The organism is Streptomyces sp. E-08, from assembly GCF_049913095.1.
GTDB lineage: Bacteria > Actinomycetota > Actinomycetes > Streptomycetales > Streptomycetaceae > Streptomyces.
Genome location: NZ_CP183971.1, coordinates 475,309 through 494,490, shown reverse-complemented (window position 1 = coordinate 494,490; position 19,182 = coordinate 475,309). Strand labels below are relative to the sequence as shown.

The 19,182-nt window shown below is 73.2% G+C and carries 14 protein-coding genes and 1 pseudogene; 5 read left to right on the top strand and 10 right to left on the bottom strand.

Going from position 1 to position 19,182, the window contains the following annotated elements; translation table 11 throughout:
* Positions 1-92 precede the first annotated feature (92 nt).
* The 4 genes and pseudogenes from ACN9MM_RS02455 to ACN9MM_RS02440 all read right to left on the bottom strand — a co-directional run.
* On the bottom strand, positions 93-512 hold the full coding sequence (locus tag ACN9MM_RS02455; protein WP_426362077.1) for a GTP-binding protein: 420 nt from the start codon (positions 510-512) through the stop codon (positions 93-95).
* Between the two features lie 104 nt (positions 513-616).
* The gene (locus ACN9MM_RS02450) at positions 617-1,846 is read right to left on the bottom strand and encodes an ROK family transcriptional regulator (protein WP_426362076.1); all 1,230 of its coding nucleotides are present in this window, start codon (positions 1,844-1,846) and stop codon (positions 617-619) included.
* A 154-nt stretch (positions 1,847-2,000) separates the two neighbouring features.
* Positions 2,001-3,221, bottom strand: coding sequence for a chitosanase (locus ACN9MM_RS02445; RefSeq protein ID WP_426362075.1), 1,221 nt, complete (start codon positions 3,219-3,221; stop codon positions 2,001-2,003).
* Positions 3,222-3,301: 80 nt separating this feature from the next.
* Positions 3,302-3,745: pseudogene (locus tag ACN9MM_RS02440) on the bottom strand (transposase); the annotation flags it as partial.
* Positions 3,746-4,098: 353 nt separating this feature from the next.
* On the opposite strand from ACN9MM_RS02440, the gene ACN9MM_RS02435 reads away from it, so the two are divergent.
* The 3 genes from ACN9MM_RS02435 to ACN9MM_RS02425 all read left to right on the top strand — a co-directional run bounded on the left by ACN9MM_RS02435 (position 4,099) and on the right by ACN9MM_RS02425 (position 5,875).
* Complete coding sequence (locus ACN9MM_RS02435; RefSeq protein ID WP_426362074.1) at positions 4,099-4,773, top strand: recombinase zinc beta ribbon domain-containing protein; 675 nt, start codon at positions 4,099-4,101, stop codon at positions 4,771-4,773.
* A complete protein-coding gene (locus tag ACN9MM_RS02430) occupies positions 4,724-5,035 on the top strand; it encodes a hypothetical protein (RefSeq protein ID WP_426368954.1) in 312 nt (103 codons plus the stop codon). Before ACN9MM_RS02435 ends, ACN9MM_RS02430 begins: the two co-directional genes overlap by 50 nt.
* 141 nt (positions 5,036-5,176) lie before the next feature.
* Entirely contained in the window at positions 5,177-5,875 is a 699-nt protein-coding gene (locus ACN9MM_RS02425) for a DUF4232 domain-containing protein (RefSeq protein ID WP_426362073.1), read from the top strand.
* Positions 5,876-5,885: 10 nt separating this feature from the next.
* Here the strand turns inward: ACN9MM_RS02425 and ACN9MM_RS02420 are convergent, their stop codons facing one another.
* Positions 5,886-9,515, bottom strand: a complete 3,630-nt coding sequence (locus tag ACN9MM_RS02420; RefSeq protein WP_426362072.1) for a hypothetical protein — start codon at positions 9,513-9,515, stop codon at positions 5,886-5,888.
* Between the two features lie 203 nt (positions 9,516-9,718).
* On the opposite strand from ACN9MM_RS02420, the gene ACN9MM_RS02415 reads away from it, so the two are divergent.
* Both ACN9MM_RS02415 and ACN9MM_RS02410 read left to right on the top strand, forming a co-directional pair.
* On the top strand, positions 9,719-10,396 hold the full coding sequence (locus tag ACN9MM_RS02415) for a class I SAM-dependent methyltransferase (protein ID WP_426362071.1): 678 nt from the start codon (positions 9,719-9,721) through the stop codon (positions 10,394-10,396).
* Between the two features lie 109 nt (positions 10,397-10,505).
* Entirely contained in the window at positions 10,506-11,198 is a 693-nt protein-coding gene (locus ACN9MM_RS02410) for a 2-phosphosulfolactate phosphatase (RefSeq protein WP_426362070.1), read from the top strand.
* Between the two features lie 16 nt (positions 11,199-11,214).
* On the opposite strand, the gene bla is transcribed toward ACN9MM_RS02410, so the two are convergent.
* From bla to ACN9MM_RS02385, 5 genes are all read right to left on the bottom strand, one after another.
* Positions 11,215-12,135, bottom strand: a complete 921-nt coding sequence (bla, locus tag ACN9MM_RS02405) for a class A beta-lactamase (protein WP_426362069.1) — start codon at positions 12,133-12,135, stop codon at positions 11,215-11,217.
* 158 nt (positions 12,136-12,293) lie between these two features.
* Positions 12,294-15,296, bottom strand: a complete 3,003-nt coding sequence (locus ACN9MM_RS02400; RefSeq protein WP_426362068.1) for an NHLP bacteriocin export ABC transporter permease/ATPase subunit — start codon at positions 15,294-15,296, stop codon at positions 12,294-12,296.
* A gap of 1 nt (position 15,297) precedes the next feature.
* Positions 15,298-17,415 (bottom strand): NHLP family bacteriocin export ABC transporter peptidase/permease/ATPase subunit, encoded by a 2,118-nt coding sequence (locus tag ACN9MM_RS02395; protein ID WP_426368641.1) that lies wholly within the window; start codon positions 17,413-17,415, stop codon positions 15,298-15,300.
* A gap of 266 nt (positions 17,416-17,681) precedes the next feature.
* A complete protein-coding gene (locus tag ACN9MM_RS02390; RefSeq protein ID WP_426362067.1) occupies positions 17,682-18,488 on the bottom strand; it encodes an HlyD family efflux transporter periplasmic adaptor subunit in 807 nt (268 codons plus the stop codon).
* Between the two features lie 122 nt (positions 18,489-18,610).
* Complete coding sequence (locus ACN9MM_RS02385; protein ID WP_382871266.1) at positions 18,611-18,862, bottom strand: hypothetical protein; 252 nt, start codon at positions 18,860-18,862, stop codon at positions 18,611-18,613.
* Between the last annotated feature and the right edge of the window lie 320 nt (positions 18,863-19,182).

Below are 19,182 nucleotides of genomic sequence, written 5' to 3'. Positions count from 1 at the left end.
CAGTGCTTGGACCGCGGAGCGGGCAGCCAGTCGGCTGCTGCGAAGCAGCAGAAGGCTCTCGAGTGGATGTCATGGCACAGCGAAGGACGAGGTCACCTGCGCGGGGACCGCCTGCGGGGATCAGCTTGGTGCGCTCCTGCCGACGGAACACCCCCGCTCGCGCGGGGAGCACGCTTCTCTGCACTCGGCTGGCCGCTGATGCCCTGGCGCGAGAGCTCACTCTTGGCCTTGCTCGGTATCGGGGCCCCCGGGCGCCGGAGGGCTCGAACCGGGCGACGGCGCCCGGCGGCGTGGGACCACAGTCCGGTCACGCGCGGGCGGTTGGCGAGAAGGAAGAATCCCTGGGAGCACGGGATTCGCCCGTAGGCGCCGCTGCTGTCGTTGACGATGACGGCGACCCGCAATCCCTCCCGGTGGCCGAGGACGTGGTTGAGCAAGGTGGTCTTCCCCGCTTCCCCGCGCCGAGGAAGCCGGCCGGGACGGTCACGGGCAGTCGGCCGTGCGTTCGTCACGGGGCGGGTCAGCCGTCGGGGCGGTGCAGGTCGCGCTCGTACGCCTTCGCCAGGCGCTGCCGCGCCGGGGCGGGCCGCGCGTGGGCTCGGCGGGTCCCGGGCGATCACCTCTCGCCGGGGGACTGCACCGCCGCGCCGAAGACCTCCTCGCGGGCGTCCGTGAGAGCCAGGTCCAGAGCGCCGCTCAGGACGGGATTGCTCTTGACGGCTGAAAGGCGGATGCGGGCCCGGGAGTGGGCCAGTACACGCAGTTCGCGCTCGACGAGCTCCCGCAGGTGGTCGCCGCCCGCAGCGCTCAGCCGGCCGGCGAGCACCACGAGCCCGGGGTCGACGACCGTGACGATGGAGGCGAGGCCGACGGCGAGCCGGGTCGCCACGGCCCGGAGGCCTGCCTCCGCCTTCTCGGCGCGGGTCCCCGAGGTCCTCGTGGCCAGACGTACCGCTTCCGCCACCACGTCGGGGAAGTCGGCGCCCGCCACGCCGTACGTGCGGAGGAGCGCGCACACGGCGTCGCCACCCGCAAGTTCCTGGTAACCGTGGTGACCGTAACGTCCCGCGTCACGGGCCGTGGCCGCGCCGGGGAGCGGAAGGTACCCGACCTCCCCGGCGCCGCCGAAGAAACCGCGGTGCAGACGTCCGCCGATGACGAGGGCGGCTCCCAGGCCCTCGTCCGCCCACAGCAGTACGAAGTCGGGGCAGTCGGCCGCGGTGTGCGCCTGCTCGGCCACGGCGGCGAGGTTCACGTCGTTCTCGACGCGGACGGGAATGCCGAGTCCTTCGCTGAGAAGCCGGTCCAGGTCGGGGACCAGCCATGCGGCCATGTCCTCCTCGCTGGCGTACTCGAGCCGCCCGGTCGTCGGATCGACGGCCCCCTGGACGCCGATGACCACGCTCCTCGGCGGCTCCGGAGTGGGCACCCGCGCGAGGGCCGAGCGCAGGGCCTCCACCAGCGGCTCCACGCCGGCGTCCCGGGGCTGTGCCGGTGCGCTCGGGACCGGCGACTCCGCTTCGCCGACGACCGTGCCGGTGATGTCCGCCGCCCGCACCGCGATCCACTCGGGGGTCACGTCGACGGCGGCGACGTACGCCGCCGCCGGGTTGATCCGGTAGGTCTCCGGCACGCGGCCAGGCTGCCCGGTCCTGAGGCCGTTGCCGACCACGAGACCCGATTCCTCCAGGCGGGCCAGCACCTGGGAGACGGTGGGTTTGGAGAGGCCGGTCAGCTTGCTGATCTCCGGGCGCGTGAGCGGTCCATGCCGGAGCAACAGGTGCAGTGCGGAGCGGTCGTTGATGGCGCGCACGAGGCGCGGGGTCCCGCGGACGGGCTCGGTCACTTGCCCTCCGCAGGCAGGTCAGGTCAGGTGGCGCTTCGCTCGGGCAGCCTACAGGCTTGGGAAACCTTCCTTACATGGGTTTTCGGGTTCGCGGTACGACATGGGGAAAGGCCGCCGGGCGCGGTGCCCGGCGGCCCTCCCTTCCGTCGTCCGGTCAGCGCGAGATCGAGAACGACTCGCCGTACACACTCCACGACAGAGGAGTGTTGAGGTGAAGGTTGCCCTCGTTGAGGAACTTGCGCTGTGCGGTGCTGACGCGGGTGGTGTCGCTGTGGGCCTCCTCCTTGCGCATCTCCTCCTCGCGGGCGTCGAGGAACGCGTGCAGGTAGGTGGTCTCGTTGCCGCCACGGGAGGGCGGGGTCGCCCGCGACAGCGCCACCTGGCGGATGCTGCGGAAGCCGTCCTCGCCGTGCATCACGGCCGCGTCGTAGTAGGCGAACTGGCCGAGCGCCTTGAGGCCGTCCAGCTTGGCCTGGGACACCGCCGGGTTGAAGTACACCCGGTCGCGCTCCTCCTCCTGCGTCTGCTGGAACACCGAGTCCTGGGCGGCCTGGCGCCAGGCATTCTCGAACGAGGTGCCCAGACCGGCGTGGGAGTCCGTGCCGTTGACGTTGCGCAGGGCCGGCAGGTAGGGCGCCAGCGGGTTGCTCGGCTTCTTCGCGGTGTACCGCTCGACGAGGTCGAGCATGTCGCCGGTGCCGGAACAGAAGCCGATGATCCCGGCGGTGTAGCCCCGGCCGTCACCGATGTCCTCGATGTAGGAGAACTGGGCCCGCCAGTCGAGGGAGGAGTTCTCGAAGGTCGACACCAGCTTCATGGCGACCTCCTTCTTCGCCGGGTCGTCGAGGTTGGTGCCGGTGGTGGGCGGCGGGGTGGTCGAGCCGCCGCCGTACGCCTCGACCTCCCAGAGCGAGTAGCCGTACGAGGTACCCCGCTGGGTGCCGTAGACGCGCAGGTAACGGCCGGTGCCGTTGACGGTCAGGTCGTCCGTGCCACCGTCGCCGCTGGTCGTCGAGTAGAGCCGGGTCCAGGTGGTGCCGTCGTTCGACACCTCGACTCGGTACGCCTTGGCGTAGGCGGCCTCCCACTTGAGGACCACCCGGCTCAGCGCGGTGCCCGCGCCGAGGTCGATCCGGATCCACTGGTTGTCCACGCCTTCGGCGCTGGCCCAGCGGGTCGACGTCGAGCCGTCGACGGCCTTGGCGCCGGTGAGCGTGCCGTCCTCGCTGGAGGAGACGCTGACGGGCTTGTTCAGGGCGAGGTTGCCGGTCGCGGCGGTCGCCGGAGTGAGGACGACAAGCGCGGGCAGCAGCGTCCCCGCGGTCACGGCGGCGGCCGCGATGATCGCGCGACGCCGAGTTCTGCTCAGGGGCATGGGATTCCTGTCGGTGTGGAGGGACGGGCGGGTCACCAGGCTTCTTGCGTGAGTCGCACGGCTGCCGTTAGGAAAGCTTCCTAACGATGCGGGGATGGTAGAGCCGCCCCTCCCCGTGCCGCAATGCCCGGACGCCCGAGCGATGCATTCTTTGCCAAGTGCCGTTGAGATCGCGTGAGTTGCCCAGGTAAAGGCGGCCGAGGAGATGGAGGCGATCGTCGCCGACTTCGGGCCGATCGCCGCCCGGTACCTCGCTGGCGACGCCGCTCGGGAATCGTGTGCGGTATGCCCCGGCGGCGGAGCCAGGCGCGGATCGCCTTCGAGCTGTAGGCCTTGTCGCCCAGGACGTGATCGGGCCGGACGCGGGGCCGTCCCGGTCCGGTCCGGGGCACCCGGATCGCTTCCATCACCGCGGTGAACCGGGTGCAGTGGTTGGTGTTGCCGCCTGTGACGACGAAGCCCAGCGGACGGCCCCGGCCGTCGCAGGCCAGGTGGATCTTGCTGGTCAGCCCGCCTCTGGACCGCCGAGGGCCGGGTCGTGGAGCCCCCACCGCACCCAGAGCGGCATCCAGGAGAAAGCTCTGGACGGCGGGTACGCCGGCGGACGCCCTCGCTACGAGTACCGGATCGAGAGCAAGGGGCAGAAGGGCGAGTCCACCCAGGTCGTGGACGAGTGCACCTGTTCTGGCAACTGCGCAACACTTCACGAGGCCGAGGTGCTGCCTGAGGGACGACGGCTCGTCGTCACTACGAGGGCAACTGGGTCAAGGCGGCGCTCACGCTCAACGCCGCAGGCCTGATGACCCGTTCGGGCAAGCCGTGGCCCGGCGACAACCTGCGGGCCAAGCTGAGGTGCCTGGAACTCTTGGAGCCCAGGGTGATCTGGCGCAACCCCGCCAACGCCAAGCGCGGCAGGCATCGCGGCGTGACACTGGGCGTCGATGGGAATTCCGCTTTCGGTGAGACCATCGAGATCCCGCTGCCGTCGATCTTCTCCTTCGAGGAGGTCATGGAGCTGAGGCGGGTCACGGTCACCCGCCCTCCAGTGACCAAGGGGCGCACGTACACGTTGTCCCGACGCCTCCAGAGCCCCTGCGGGAAGCACTACACCGGCGGAGGCGGAGCCGAGAGGGAATACCGCTGCTCCGGCAAAAAACCGGAGTACGCAGGCGCTCCGCGTTGCTCCTGCCCCAGCATGGATGCCGAAGCGGTTGAGGCGTACTTCTGGGACCAGATCCGCGCCATGCTGGGCGACACCGAGCGCCTGCGTCACCTCGCCTCCCTCCAGGCGGCCAGGCACGCCGGCAACAAGGTGGACTACGAGAAGCGGATTGCCGACTTTGAGCAGCAGATCGAGGAACAGCAGGAGTCGATCGATCTCACGATGACCGTGGCCGCCCGGCAGGCGGCCCGCAAGGGCCTCAGCCGCGCCGAGGCTGACGCGCACGTGGAGCGCGCCGTACGGCGACTCGAAGAGGAGCTTGCCGAGACGGAGAAGCTGCTTGCTGGATGGCATCCTCCACAAGGCCCGTACGGGCTCCAGCTGGCCTGAGATCTTTGCGCAGTTCGAGTCCAGGTCGGTGAAGACCTGTTGGGACCGCTGGCGGATGAACGGCCGCTGGGAGGCCGTCATGGCGATCCTCTCTGCCGATGGCGACGCCGTACACGCGGAGCCTGCGCGGGTGCCGCTTCTGGAGATCGAGGGGGCGATCAAGCCCGCCCCGTTCTTGTTGACCCCCATCGCGACATGCTCAAATCATGCGCTTCAGTTTCGTTGCCACGTCGCCGACCCTACGGTGCCGGACCACGGATGATCGAACGGTTTTCCCGCGGTCGTACCCCTGGTGAACCGTGGTGAATTCGGCAAGGCGCCGTCACAGAACCGTGAAGGACGCGCGCGAACCTGGTGTTCACCACAGCGCGGTTCGTGCGCTGACATCGGGGGGAGTACCGCCATGAGTACCGTTCGCAGAGCCGCAGTCGTCCTCGTCGCCGTGTCCGCACTGGCGCTGACCGCCTGCGGACCTTCCGAGGACGGAGCCGCGGGCGGGCCCGCCGCGCCGACCGCGACGCCCTCGGCCACCACCTCCCCCTCGTCGCCCGCGAAGCCGACGACACCGCCCGCGAAGCCGACGGCGCCGCCCACCGCGCCGTCGAAGCCGTCCACGCCCGCCAAGCCCCCGACGCCCGCCAAGCCCCCGACGCCCGCCACGTCGGTCCCGCCGTCGACCGATCCGGATTACGACGTCTTCCCCTGCAGCACCTACGACGTGACGTTCACCGCGAGCCTCGCCGAGCCGACGACCAGCAGCTACCTCCTGAAGATCACCAACAAGACCGGCAAGCCGTGCCGGGTGATCGGCCACCCCGTGGTGACGTTCGGCGGCCTCGACGGACACGCGACGGCGCGCGGCGCCGCACCGGCCCTTGAGGACGCCATCAAGCTCGCTCCGGGCCAGACGGCCTACGCGGGCTTGATGGGCGGCCTGAAGGGTGCCACGAGCAAGACCGTCTCCTCGATCGCGATGACCATGGAGACCGACTCCGACCTGAAGCAGGTGCCGCTCAAGGCCTCGACGCCCGGCTTCAACGTCTCCGGCGACAACTCCGTCACCGCGTGGATGGACAACGCCGAGGACGCGCTCAGCCTGTAGAGGGTCGCGTTCAGCCGCCGCCCACGACCGTCTCGTACGCCGCCTCGCGGACGTCCGGCTCCGGGTGGCGGCGCAGTTCCACGACGGCCGCGCGCCAGGCCTCCGGCCAGTCCAGGCGTGTGCCGAGAGCCGTGGCGAGGCCGACGGCGAGGAGGCCCTCCACGAGGCCGCCGTCGCGGCCGAGGACCCGGACCGCGGCCAGGGCGGGGCCGGGGTCGGCGAGCGGACGGCCGTACCGGTGGGCCTCCTCCATCTCCTCGGCCACCCGGGCCGCGAGGACGGGCCGGCCGTCGACCGCCGCGGTCAGCTCGCGGAGAGCGAGCAGCAGTTCGGGTTCCGTCGCGTCCAGATCGATCGCCCGTACGAGGAGGCTGGTGCGGGCGGTGACGACCGCGGGTTCGGACGCCAGCTGCCGGGCCAGGGCCGCGCACATCGCGTGGTCCCGGTTCGCATGGTCGAGGAGCGACCGCAGACGCCGGCGTGCCGGCAGGTCCCCGTCCCGCCCGCCGCCCTCCGGCTCTCCGGCCGCGACCGACGCCAGAAGCCGGTCCACGACACCGTGCAGCAGGCTGCCGGGCGCCACGCCACCGAGCGGGTGCGGCAGCCCGGACCGGGCGAGCTCGGTCAGTTCGTAGCCCGCCCGGTGGACGTTCCGGGGCTGGGCGAGGTCGACGTAGACGGCGGCGAGCGCCGTGCCGGCCGCGGGCGAGAACCGCGCCCAGTTGCCCAGTCCCGCCAGGGCCTGGTTCGCCGTGCCGTCCCCGGGGGCGAGGGCCAGCCGGGTGACGAGCGCGCCGTACCGCGACCGGTGGGCCGGGGCGAGGTCCGCCGGGCTCACGCCCAGGAGCGCGTCCCGCGCGGCGTCGGGACCGTCGGCGGCCGCCGACTCCAGCAGCGCCCACATCGCCTCGTCGGGCAGAAGCGTCGTGGCCAGACCGACGACGGTGGCGTGGACGTCCGGATGGATCCCCGGGGTGCGGGCCACGGTGGACAGGAGCGCGGTGGCGGCGCCCGGGGGCAGATGACGGGCGGCGAGCCGGGCAGCCGTCTTCCTGACGGTGACCTTCACTCCCGTCTCGCGGGTCAGGACGTCACGGAGCAGGGCGGCGACGTGGCTGGGCCGGGCGTGCGCGGCGGCCCGGCCGGCGGCGGACCAGGCGGCCGTGGCCCGGTCGTCGCCGGCGTGGTCGAGCAGGGCACCCAGGGCCGAGGCCGGGTCGTCGGTGCGGGCGGCCGCGTCCAGAGCGGCTGCCGCGAGAGGGGCGTCGGAGTCCCGGCCCGCCTCCTGCTGCCCGGCCACGGTCGGTGCAGCGGCGGTGTACCGCTTGAGCAGGGCCCTGCCGTACCGCGGGACGGGGGCCACCGCGCGGAGCAGCGCGGCGCGTTCGTCGAGACCCCGGCCCGCGTCGGCGACGACGGCCTCGGCCAGCCGGACGGCGGCCTCCTGCTGCCGGGGCAGCCACCGGTCGGCGTACCGGAAGGGGGGCAGCGGCCGGGGCGCGCCGACCGCGGGGAACCGGCTGCCCGGGGGAGGGCTCGCGGGCAGCGCGAGGTCCAGCAGGTCCGTGCGTTCCGCGGCGAGTATGGCGAGCACCTGGGGCACGAACGCCGCGGACGGCTCTTGCGCCAGCAAGGTGCCCACGCGCTCGCCCCGGGCCGCCGGGTCGGCCAGCCAGGCGGCGGCGACCTCGCCGAAGCGCTCGTCCGGGCAGGTGAGCAGGGCCAGTTCGAGCCGCTTCTGGAGATCCGGGATGCGGTGCGCGCGGCGTCCGGCGGAGCCGACCAGCGCGAGCAGGGGCCCGGGATCGCCGGAGGCGGCGGCCCGGTCCAGCCACGGTCCGAGCACGTCGAGCACAGCGCCCGCACCACCGCCGGCCAACGTGGTTCCCAGGGCGCCGAGTTCCATCGTGCCGGTGTGAGCGGTCAGCGCCTCGACGAGGCGCACGGCGGTCCGAGGGGCGGTGGAACCCGCGTCGCCGGAGAGCAGCGTCACGGCCAGTCTCCGGATGGTGTCCCGGGTCTCGTCCGAGCAGTCCCGGGCCCGCAGGGCGTCCAGGCACAGCCGTTCCACGGACACGGACACGGACACGGAGTCGGAGTCGGAGTCGGACACGGAGTCGGAGTCGGACACGGAGACGGAGTCGGACACGGAGTGGGGCGCGGACATGGATACGGACGGGGACACGGAGCGTGGCGCGGTGGAACCGGCGGAGGACGCCTCGGCCGCGAGCGCTGCGGCGAGCAGCGGAGCGGGCAGTTCCGCGACGGCGGACAGGGCCTCCCCGCGCACGGGGTCGCGCTCGTTGGCGAGCCGTCCGGCGGCCAGTGCCAGGACCTCCGCGATCTCCTTCGGATCGCGGGAGTGACGGGCGTTGGTGATCAGGTGGTCCCAGACCGCGCCGCGCTCCTCGGCGTTCCGGGTGCCGAGGGCGGCGAGCAGCTCGGGGCGGGCCTCGGCGGGCGGCAGCAGGGCGAGGAGGCCCCAGAGGTCCCAGCCCGAGTGGGGCTCGGCACGCACCGCCCCGATCCGGGTACGGGTCCGGGCGTGCCGTTCGACCGGCGGCAGCAGGGCGAGCAGCCCCTCGTGCACGCGGACGTTCCTGTCCTGGCTTGCCGCGGCGACGACGGCGTCCGCGAAGCGGGCCCGGCGCGCCGGGGGCACCGACCGCAGCAGGTCGCGGAAGGCCTCGCGGTGGAACCACCGGACGCCCAGCAGGGGGAGGGACGGCGGATCCGCCGCCACCAGCCGGCGTATGACCGCCCGGCCGGGTGTTCGTTCCCACCGCGCGGCGGCCCGGTCGGGGTCGGCGAACCAGCGCGCGACGCGCTCGGCGTCGACCGTGACGAGGTCGCCGAGGCGGTCGAGCACCGGACCGGGCGGGTTGGGGGGTCCGTACCGCTCCAGCAGGTCGAGTACGCGTTCCGGGGCGGCGGGCAGGGCCGCGGCGATTCCGGTGGCGCGCCGCCGCCACCAGAGATCGCGCAACCGCTCGGGCATGTCCTTGAGTTCCCGTTCCACCTGGTCGAGGACCGTGACGGGATGGCGTACGGCCAGCGTGCTCCAGTCCTCGGGGGCGAGCGCCCCGGCGAGTTCGGGCAGGAGTCGTGCGGTGAACTCCGTCGAGCAACCCGGTAGGAGGAGGGCCGCGTCCCGGTCGCCGTACTCCGTGCGCACCCGGAGCGCCAGCCGCTCGGCGAGTGCGGGCCGCCGTCCGTCCCTCAGGAGACGCGCGAGGTCGGCGCGGACCACGGCGGGTGCGTCGTCGTAGGCGGCCTCGACCGCGGCGTCCGCGACGGGCAGGCGCCGGGCCCCGCGGCGCGCGTACCGGCGGACCACGGGGTCCGGATCGCCGAGCCGTGCCGCGAGGTGGTCCAGCTCCCCGGCGGTCAGGGCCGCCAGCGCGGCGAGCCGGCGCTCGTACGGGCCGCGCGCGTCCAGGGCGGCGAGGAGGGGCCGCAGGTGATCGGATGCGTCGGGCCCGTCTGGTCCGCCCGGTCCGTCTGGTCCCGCTGATCCGCGCGGTCTGTCCGGTCCGCTTCGGGTGGCGAGCCGGTGGGCCGTGACGGCGGTGAGCCGGAGCCGGGCGGCGTGCGGCAGAGGTTCGAGGGCGGTGAGCAGCTGTTCAGCGGTCGAGATCATCGCGGGCATTGTGCCTGACGGCGTGACCCCGGCCCCACTGAATATCGCCGATACCCAGAGGGATGTCGATCAGGGGCCTGCGGTGGATTCCTTCCAGGACCGCCACGTCGTGCCGCTCCGGAGGGAACGCGTCGACGACCAGCGATTTGCCGGACCGGCAACAGCGGTGGCGTGCGCCGGACGCGGTGCGCGACCGTGGGTCCGTGACCGAGAACATCGCAGCGGGAGCGCCCGCGTCCGAGATCCCCCCGCCCGTCGACGGATACGTCGGAGACCCCGCGGTGCGGGCGAAGTGGGACGACCTGTACGCCGACCGGCACCAGCTGTGGAGCGGCCGGCCCAATGGAGCGCTCGTGGCCGAGGCCGCCGGCCTCGCGCCCGGCCGGGTGCTCGACGTCGGCTGCGGTGAAGGCGCGGACGCCGTCTGGCTCGCACGCGGCGGCTGGGACGTGACCGCGCTCGAGGTGTCGGGCGTGGCCCTCGAACGGGCGGCCGGGCACGCGCGGGACGCCGGTGTCGACGTGCGCTGGGTGCACGCCACCCTGACGGAGGCCGAGCTCCCGCCGGGCACCTTCGACCTGGTCTCCGCGCAGTACCCCGCCCTGCTCCGTACGCCCGAGGGCAGCGCCGAGCGCGCGCTGCTCTCGGCCGTGGCGGTCGGCGGTGTGCTCCTGCTGGTCCACCACGCAGGGATGGAGACCCGGCAGGCGGACGACGGCTTCGACCCGGCCGACTACGTGTTCCCGAAGACGGTCGCGGCGCTGCTCGACGACGACTGGGTGGTGGAGACCGACGAACAGCGCCCCCGGGTGTCCCCCGAGGGCGGAGCAGGCGCACACCACACCGACGACCTGATCCTCCGCGCCCGCCGCCTCCGCTGAACGCCCAGGCCCGGCGGCGCCGCCCGGCGCACCGGCGTCGAGCGGTCGACGGCCGGCGGTGAACCCTGTGATCGTGCCCGTGCGCGGGGCCGTGCGGCAGTATGAGGTGATGGATCATCGCTTCCTCGGCATACCCGAGTTGACCTCCGTTCCCCGCGTCGCCGTCGTCATCGACGTCATGCGCGCCTTCACCGTGGCCGCCTGGGCCTTCTCGCGTGGCGTCGAGAGGATCGTCCTGGCCCCGACGGTGAGTGGGGCGCTCGCTCTCAAGGAGAGCCACCCGGGCTGGCTGGCGCTCAAGGACGGTGCCCCGGCGGCCGGGTTCGATGCGGTGAACTCGCCCGGGCAGCTCAGGACCCGCGACTTCGCCGGACGCACACTGGTGCAGAAGACGACCGCGGGAACCGTGGGCGCGCTGGCCGTCGCGGACGCGCCGCTGGTCCTGTGCGCGAGCTTCGTGGTGGCCGGAGCGACGGCGCGGTTCCTGCGGAGCGAGGACTCCGGTCCGGTGACGTTCGTCGTCACCGGCGAGGAGGGCCGCGCCGACGAGGACCTGGCCTGCGCGCAGTACATCGGTGAACGCATCGCGGGAGAGGGCGTCGACGCGGCTCCGTACGTCCACCGCGCGCGGAACTCGCTCGCGGCGGCCGAGCTCTCCCGCGGGCAGCGGAGCGGATGCCACCCGGACGATGTCGAACTCTGCCTGGAAGTCGACCGGTTCCCCTTCGCGATGGTGGCCCGCAGGGAGGACTCTCTGACGGTGCTGCGGCCCGTCGCCGTGCCCGGGACGGCGGCACGCTGAACGGATGGAGCGCGGGTCAGGCGCCCGCGCCGAGATCCCGCGCGAGCAGTGCGGCGGTCTCCGCCACCAGCGGGTTGTCGGCCGCGGCGTCCTCCTCCGGCCGGGTGGTGAGCACGGCGAGGACGATCGGCGTGCCGTCGGGCCGCCACGCGATGCCCACGTCGTTGGCGCCGCCGTAGCGTGCCGAGCCCGTCTTGTCGGCGAGGCGCCAGTCGGCGGGCAGGCCGCGGCGGAACCTCTCGGCGCTCGTGGTGTTGCGCAGCAGCCAGTCCGTGAGCCGCTCGCGGTCGTGGGGCTCCAGCGCGTCGCCCAGCACGAGACGGGCGTGGTCGAGACCGATGGCGTACGGCGTGGTGGTGTCGGTGACACGCCAGGGCTCCGCCGAGTTGAGCGCGGGCTCCCAGCGGTCCAGCCGGGTGACGCGGTCCCCGATCGAGCGACAGAAGCGGGTGACGGCGGTCGGGCCGCCCAGTTCCTGGAGGAGCAGGTTGGCGGCGGCGTTGTCGCTGAAGCGGAGGGCCGCGTCGCAGAGTTCGGCGACGGTCATGCCGCGCGCGACGTTCTCGGCCAGGCCCGCGATCGGCGCGTACCCCGACGCGGCGGCGTACTCCGCGGTGTAGTGGACGCGCCGGGCGAGGAACTCCCCGTCGCGGTCCCGCAGTACGGCCGCGACGGCGAGCGTCTTGAACACGGAGGCCATCGGGAAGCGTTCGTGCGCCCGGTATGCCACGGTCCTGCCCGTGCGCATGTCACGGGCGAACACGCCGAGCCGTGCCGTGTGGGCCCGCTCCAGACGTCTCAGCCGCGCGACGACGCCATCCGCCCCGGGAAAGGCCTGGGCGGGTCCGCCGCCCAGGGCGAGCGCGGCGGTGAGTGCCGTACCGGCGCCCAGGGCGAGCGCCGTACGACGGGACGGGGCAGGTCGGTTCGCGCGCAAGGGTGTTCCTCCGTGAACGTCGATCGTCACTGTCGTACGTGTACACGCCCCGCCCGCCCGAGCGGTTGAGCGTGCGGGCCCGGGCGTGGCGCAGGACGCACCCGCCGGTCCGGCGCACGCGCTCACGGATGCCGGCGCCGCCGCGCGAACGGCCGGCGTCAGCCCAGCTGGCGCCGGACCAGCTCGTGGAAGAGTCCGGTCGTGTCGGCGAGGAGTTCGGCGGGGGTGCCTTCCTGGACGACGCGCCCGTCGGCCAGGGCGATCACCCGGTCCGCGTCCATGATCGTGGAGAGACGGTGGGCGATCACGACCCGAGTCGCGTTCAGGGCGCGGGTCGACTCGATGACGGTCCGCTGCGCCTCGTTGTCCAGCGCGCTCGTCGCCTCGTCGAAGAAGAGGACGCGGGGCCTTCGGATCAGCGCCTGGGCGATCATCAGCCGCTGGCGCTGGCCGCCCGAGACCGTGCCGCCGCCGTCGGACAGCATCGTGTGCATGCCCATGGGCATGGCCTTGATGTCCTCGGCCAGGCCCGCCATCGCGGCCGCGGCCCACACGTCCTCCAGGGGATACGTTCCGGCGCCGCGGATGCAGTCGAGGACGGAGCCGGAGAACGGCTGCGCGTTCTGGAGGACGACACCGCACTGCCGGCGCACGGCCGCCTGGTCGAGGCCGGTGAGGTCCTGTCCGTCGTACCGCACGACCCCGGAGACCGGCCGGTCGAAGCCGATGAGCAGCCGCAGGAGCGTGGACTTGCCGCAGCCGCTGGCCCCCACGACCGCGACGAACTCGCCCGGCCGCACCCGCAGACTGACCCCGTCGAGGACCAGCGGACCGTCCTCGTCGTAGCGGTACGAGAGGTTCTCGGCCTCGATCGACCCGGTCAGCTCGCCGGGCGGGGCGCTGGAACCGCGCACCTCCGGCGTCGCACGGAACACCGGCCGGATCTGCTCGAACATGGGCTGGACGGCGGCGGCGGACAGCAGCGCGCCGGTCAGCTGCGTGACCGAGGACAGCATCATCGTGACGGCGGTGCTGAACGTGAGGAACTCGCTCGCGGACAGGGTGCCGCGGGCCGGACCGGCCAGGAGCGCGAACATCACGAGCGTGCACAGCGGGAGACAGACCGCACCGAGGACCGCCAGCACGTTCTTGATCCGTCCCACGCGCCGGTGCAGCTCGCGGGTGCGGGCGAACCGCCCCGCCCAGGCCGCGTACGCGAAGCTCTCGGCCGCCGCGACCCGCAGCTTCGGCAGACCGCGCAGGGTCTGGTAGGCCTGGTTGTCGAGCTCGTTGCCCAGCCGGATCAGCCGCCGCTGGTAGCGCAGCTGCCACAGACCGAGGCCCAGGAAGAGCGCGGCCGTGGCGAACAGCAGGGCGAGCGCGACGAGAGCCAGGGGCACGCTGTAGACGAGGAGCAGCACCAGGTTCACCGTGCCCACCGTCCCGGCCTGGACGACGACCGGGCCGATGCCGGACAGGACCCGCCGGATGGCGCTGATGCCCATGGCGGAGGCGGCCAGTTCACCGGTCGAGCGGCCGCTGAAGAACGTCGTCGGCAGGCGCAGCAACCGGTCCCAGACGGCCGGCTGGAGGGTGGCCTCGACGCGGCCCTCCATGCGGAGGATCGCGGTGTTCTGGAGCAGCATGAACGCGGCGGACACGATGCTCGTCGCGATGATCGCGAGGCCCGCCTGGACGATGAGTCCGGTCTCGGCCGCGGGGACGTACGTGCCGAGGACCTTGCCGGTCGCCACGGGCACCAGCGCGCCGAGGGCGACCGCGACGAGCCCGCCGAGGAGCAGGTCCCGGAGCTCCGCCCGGGTGCCCCGCACGCTGAACCGGACCAGGTGCGCCAGACCGAGCGGCCGCTCGGGCAGCGGCCGGTAGAGCATGACCCCGCGCGGGGCGAAGGCCGCGGCACCGGTCCTGCCGAGGCGCTCCCGCTCGCCGGTGGCGGGGTCGAGGGCCACGTACCGGCCGCGTCGCCACAGCAGCGCGACGGGTGTCCCGTCCGTGCGGTGTCCCACGAGGGGGCCGCTGTCCTCGCGCCACCAGCGGTCGCCGAGCCGGACGCCCCGGGTGCGGATCCGGGAGGCGAGCGCGATGCGTTCGACGGGGTCGAGGTGCCCGGGACCGGCTTCCGTGCCGGTCGGATCCGCCAGGGTGATGCGCGCCTCGTGGGCGACGGCGCGGCACACGGCGTAGGTCGCGTCGTCGCCGGCGCGGTCCGGCGACGGCGCGCCGCCGGAGCGGCCGATGGAGGCGAGCAGGGTGCGGTCGGCCCGCGTCCGGGCCGCGCGCCCCGCCTCGATCCCCGCGGCCGCGCGGTCCTCGTGGTCGCGTTCGAGCTGCTCGATCCAGCCGTCCAGGGCGTACAGCAGCCGGTACTGCTGGTCGACCATGCCCTGCCAGGTCTCGGGGGCGACGAGGAGGGTGCCGGCGCCGTGGCCCGGATCCTGGGGGCTCGCGTACGCCGCTCCGTACGCGAGGGATCCCGGAGGGACCCGCATCCAGAGGACGTCGTCGTCGGCCGAGCCGGAGGCGCCGTCGTCCAGGGCCGCCTGGTACAGGACGCGCAGCCCGCGCCCGATGCCGAGCGCGAAGGCGTGTTCCAGGGGGCTGGGGGCGGGTTCGGCGGGGACCCCGCCGTACGCGCTCCGGTCCTCGTGCCACTCGTGCCCGTACCCCTGGTCCTCGTACCACCGGCCCTCGTGCCACTCGTGTACGTACCCCTGGTCCTCGTACCACCGGCCCTCGTGCCACCGGCCGCCCGGGCCGGGATGGCTGTATCCCTGCTCTCCGTACGATCCGCCGGCGACGTACTGCAGTTCGCGCAGCTCGACCCGGCGCAGCAGGCAGCCCTGCGCCGGCCGGCCGATCAGGGTGTGCGCCGCGCCGTCCACCGGGCCGAGCAGCAGCGTGCCCGGCCCGAGGCGGCCCAGGAAGTGCCAGGGGCCCAGCCGCGCCGTGTCGACGGCGAACAGGTCCATCGCGCCGTCGACGACGAGCCAGAGGACGTGCGGGCCTTCGAGGGCGAGGCTGCGGGATCCGGCGCAGTCGAGCGCGGTGCCCAGGGCGCCCAGGGCCGCGACGACCGGGTCCGGGGCACCGCTGCTCCGCCGTACACCGGCGAGGTCGGCGGGCGCGTGCGGGACGTTCACCTCAGTGCTCCTTGACCAGGGCGGCGTACGGGCCCCGTGCCGCGACGAGTTGCTCGTGACGCCCGCGTTCCACGACCGTGCCCCGGTCGAGCACGACGATCTCGTCGCTGTCGCGCACGGTGCTCAGGCGGTGGGCGATGACGACGCAGGCACAGCCGCGCCGCCGCAGGTTGTCGATGACGATCTGTTCGGTGGCCGCGTCGAGGGCGCTGGTCACCTCGTCGAGGATCAGGACGTTCGGGCGGCGCACCAGGGCGCGGGCGATCTCGAGGCGCTGGCGCTGGCCGCCGGAGAAGTTGCGGCCGTCCTGCTCGACGCGGCAGCGGATGCCGCCGGGGCGGCGGGCGACCTCGTCGTAGACCGCCGCGTCCCGGAGCGCGGCGACGACGGCCTCGTCCGGCACGGAGGGGTCCCAGAGCGCCACGTTGTCGCGGACGGTGCCCTCGAAGAGGAAGACGTCCTGGTCGACGAAGGAGACGGAGGTCGCGAGGGAGCCGCGGGGGATGTCCTCCAGGCGCATCCCGTCGATGCGGATCACGCCCTCCCACGGCGTGTAGAGGCCGGACATCAGCCGCGAGACGGTGGACTTGCCGCTGCCGGAGCCGCCGACCAGGGCGACCTGCTGCCCGGGGCCGACGGTGAGTGAGAAGTCCTTGAGCATCGGGGCGTCGAGGGGGCTGTAGCCGAAGGTGACGCCCTCCAGTTCGACGTGGCCGGTGAGACGGCGGGTGGGCGCGTGGGGGGTGCGCCGGGCGTGGACCGGATCGACGGGGAAGTCCTCGACGTCCCTCAGCCGGGCGACGTCGGCGGCGAAGTCCTGGATCCGGCCCGCGACGCCGTTGAGCCGGGTGATCGGTGCGGTGAAGCCGGTCACGAGGGCCTGGAAGGCGACGAGGAGCCCGACGGTGAGGTGCCCCTCCACGGCCCGCAGGCCGCCGATCATGAGGATCAGCGCGCTGTTCAGGGCGGCGAGGGTGGGCGCGACGACCGCCAGCCAGGCGCTCGGCACGCCGAGCCGCTGCTGTACGTCGAGGGTGGTGGCGTGCTGTCCTGCCCAGCGGCGGAAGAAACCGTCCTCGCCACCGGTGGCCTTCATCGTCTCGATGAGCTGGAGCCCGCTGTACGCGGTGTTGGTGAGCCGGGCGCTCTCGGCGCGCAGCTTCTGCGTGCCCGTGGCCCGCACGTGGACGACGACGCGCAGGGCGAGGACGTTGAGCAGGGCGATCAGCACGCCGACGACGGTGAGTTGGGGGTCGTACGTCCAGAGCAGTACCGCGTAGAGCAGGACGACGACGGCGTCGACGGCCGCCGCGGCCAGGTCACGGGCGAGGGTCTCGGCGACGGCGTCGTTGGACTGGAGGCGCTGGACGAGGTCGGCGGGGTTGCGCTGGGCGTAGAAGGCGAGCGGGAGCCGGAGCAGGTGCCGCAGGAAGCGGGCGCTGCCCAGGGTGGAGGCGATGATGCGCCCGCGCAGCAGATTGGCCTGCTGGAGGGCGGTGAGGATCGCGGTGAGGACGAGGGCGCCCGCCATCGCCGCGAGGACGACGCCGAGCAGCGAGGTCTGGTTCCCGATGAGGAACATGTCGATGTACGTACGGCTCAGGGCAGGCACCCAGGCGCCGACGCCCACCAGGAGCAGGCTGGCGACGACTGCGGCGGCCATCGTGCCCGAGGTGCCGCGCAGCCGGGCGGGCAGGGCGGCGAGGACGCCCGGCCGGCTGCCGCCGCGACGGAAGCCGGGGCCTGGTTCGAAGGTGAGCACGATGCCGGTGAAGCTGGTGTCGAACTGGTCCATGGGGACGAACCGGCGGCCGCTGCCGGGGTCGTTGACGTAGACGCCGGGACGGCCGAGGCGCCGGCCCGTGCCCTCGTAGACGACGTAGTGGTTGAACTCCCAGAACAGGACGGCCGGGGCGGCCACCTCGGCGAGCGCGGCCAGGTCCATCTGCATGCCCTTGGCCCGCAGTCCGTAACCGCGGGCCGCCTTGAGGAGGTTCCCGGCGCGGGAGCCGTCGCGGGAGACACCGCAGGCGATGCGGAGCTCTTCCAGCGGGACGAAGCGGCCGTGGTGTCCGAGCACCATCGCGAGCGCCGCGGCACCGCACTCGACCGCCTCCATCTGGAGCACGGTGGGGGTGCGGACGGTCCGCGGCCGCCGGCCCTTGACGGCGGGCGTGCGGCGGCGGCGCCGGTCGGCGGGGGCGCGGCCTTCGGACGTTCGGCTTCCGGACGGTCGGCCTCCGGGCACACGGCCCTCGGGTATGCGGCCTTCGGGGATGCGGCCTTCGGGCATACGGCCTTCGGGCATACGGCCTTCGGGTGTACGGCCCTCGGGTATGCGGCCCTCGGACATCCGGCCTTCGCGCGTACGGCCCCGGGGCGCGCTCATGGCAGCAGCCAGTCGACGGGGTGCTGGGCGGGGAGGTGTACGGAGCCGGTGACGGGTGTGCCGGACGCGGGGGCGTGCGGGGGGCCGTCCGGGGAGGACCAGGCGTAGCCGGAGGCGGTGGCGGGGGAGCGGTCCAGGGTCACGAGCACCGCGACCGGATCGCCCTGGCGGGAGAACCGCGCGGCGAGCCCGGGATCCCCGAGGAACGAACCCAGCTGCGCCTGCGTCTGGGGCGTGCTGCCGATGGCCGTGACACGCCCGCGGAGCACGCCGAACCGGTCGCGCGGGGCGGACTGCACACCGAGGTCGACGGGGGCTCCCACGCGGAGGGTCGCGGCGGTGTCGCCCGGCAGGTACAGGACGGCCACCAGCGGCGCCTTCGGGTCGGTCACGCGCTCGACGGTCGCCACGTCGGCTCCGGTGGTGACGACCGAACCCAGCCTGGCGTGGATCGTGGTGACGCGACCGCCGGCGACGGCGCGGACCGGCCGGTCGCCCCGGTCCGTGCGGACGGTCAGCAGGGGCGCGCCGGCCGCGACGGGCCGGCCCTCGTCGGCGAGGACCTCGGTGACCTGCCCGGCGACAGGGCTCTGGAGCAGGTAGGTGCCCTCGGCGTGGGTGAGGAGACCGGGCGCGTTCACCTTGGACGTCACCGTGCCGGTGAGGGCCCAGAAGCCCGCGGCGGCCATGACGACGACGGTGACGGCAAGCACGAGGCGGCCCTGGGGGCGCGCGAAACGCACGGGCACGTCGAGTTCTTCCGGTGATTGCAGCTTGGAAAGCGCATTGCGGCGGAACTGCACGGACTATTCCTTCTGCTGCGTTCTCTCACATGAGCCGCGGTGGGGAATTCCGCGGTCGGTGTCAGGGGTGGCCGTGAACCCCGGAACCGGGGTGGTTCCGGGGTTCACGGTCGGCGTTCGGCTCAGATGCCGGCGATGCCGGTGACGCCCGCGGTGTTCACCGAGACACCGGTGATGCCGGAGGCCAGGCCGGGGACGCCGCCGACGAGGCCCTCGACGCCCTGGACCGTCTGGAGAGAGCCGACGGTGCCGAGGAGGTTGGTGACGTCGCCGGTCAGAGCGCCGGCGAGGCCGCCGGAGACGGTGACGAGACCGCCGGAGACGGCGTCGAGGTCGGCGTCGGAGATCTCAGCGGTCTCAAGGTCGTGACGCATGATGCGCACCTTTCGTTACATGGGGGGAATCCGTCTTCTGCGGCCGCAGCGGGATTGATCCAACCATGTGAACGGGAGAGCGGAGAAATTTCGATCGGCGCTTTGTCGTAGGTGTTTCTGCACCGTGGCAGGCGGTCGTGCATTCAATTTCACCGAATGCCGACACCTTCTCCTCGGAACCGGGTAACAGATTCGGCCGTCCCGTCTCGCGCGCGGAACGTAAAGGGGCAGATGGGTACCCTCCGGGCGCCTTCGGTACCGCTCGTGTCGGCGAACGGTGAAGGCGCCGCCCCTCCACACGTACACGTTGTGCAGGTTTG

Excerpts from the sequence above, each read along its gene's own strand:
- ACN9MM_RS02445 (WP_426362075.1), bottom strand. The coding sequence starts at position 3,221 with ATGCCCCTGAGCAGAACTCGGCGTCGCGCGATCATCGCGGCCGCCGCC.
- ACN9MM_RS02425 (WP_426362073.1), top strand. The coding sequence starts at position 5,177 with ATGAGTACCGTTCGCAGAGCCGCAGTCGTCCTCGTCGCCGTGTCCGCA.
- ACN9MM_RS02420 (WP_426362072.1), bottom strand. The coding sequence starts at position 9,515 with ATGATCTCGACCGCTGAACAGCTGCTCACCGCCCTCGAACCTCTGCCG.
- ACN9MM_RS02410 (WP_426362070.1), top strand. The coding sequence starts at position 10,506 with ATGGATCATCGCTTCCTCGGCATACCCGAGTTGACCTCCGTTCCCCGC.
- ACN9MM_RS02395 (WP_426368641.1), bottom strand. The coding sequence starts at position 17,415 with ATGGAGGCGGTCGAGTGCGGTGCCGCGGCGCTCGCGATGGTGCTCGGA.
- ACN9MM_RS02385 (WP_382871266.1), bottom strand. The coding sequence starts at position 18,862 with ATGCGTCACGACCTTGAGACCGCTGAGATCTCCGACGCCGACCTCGAC.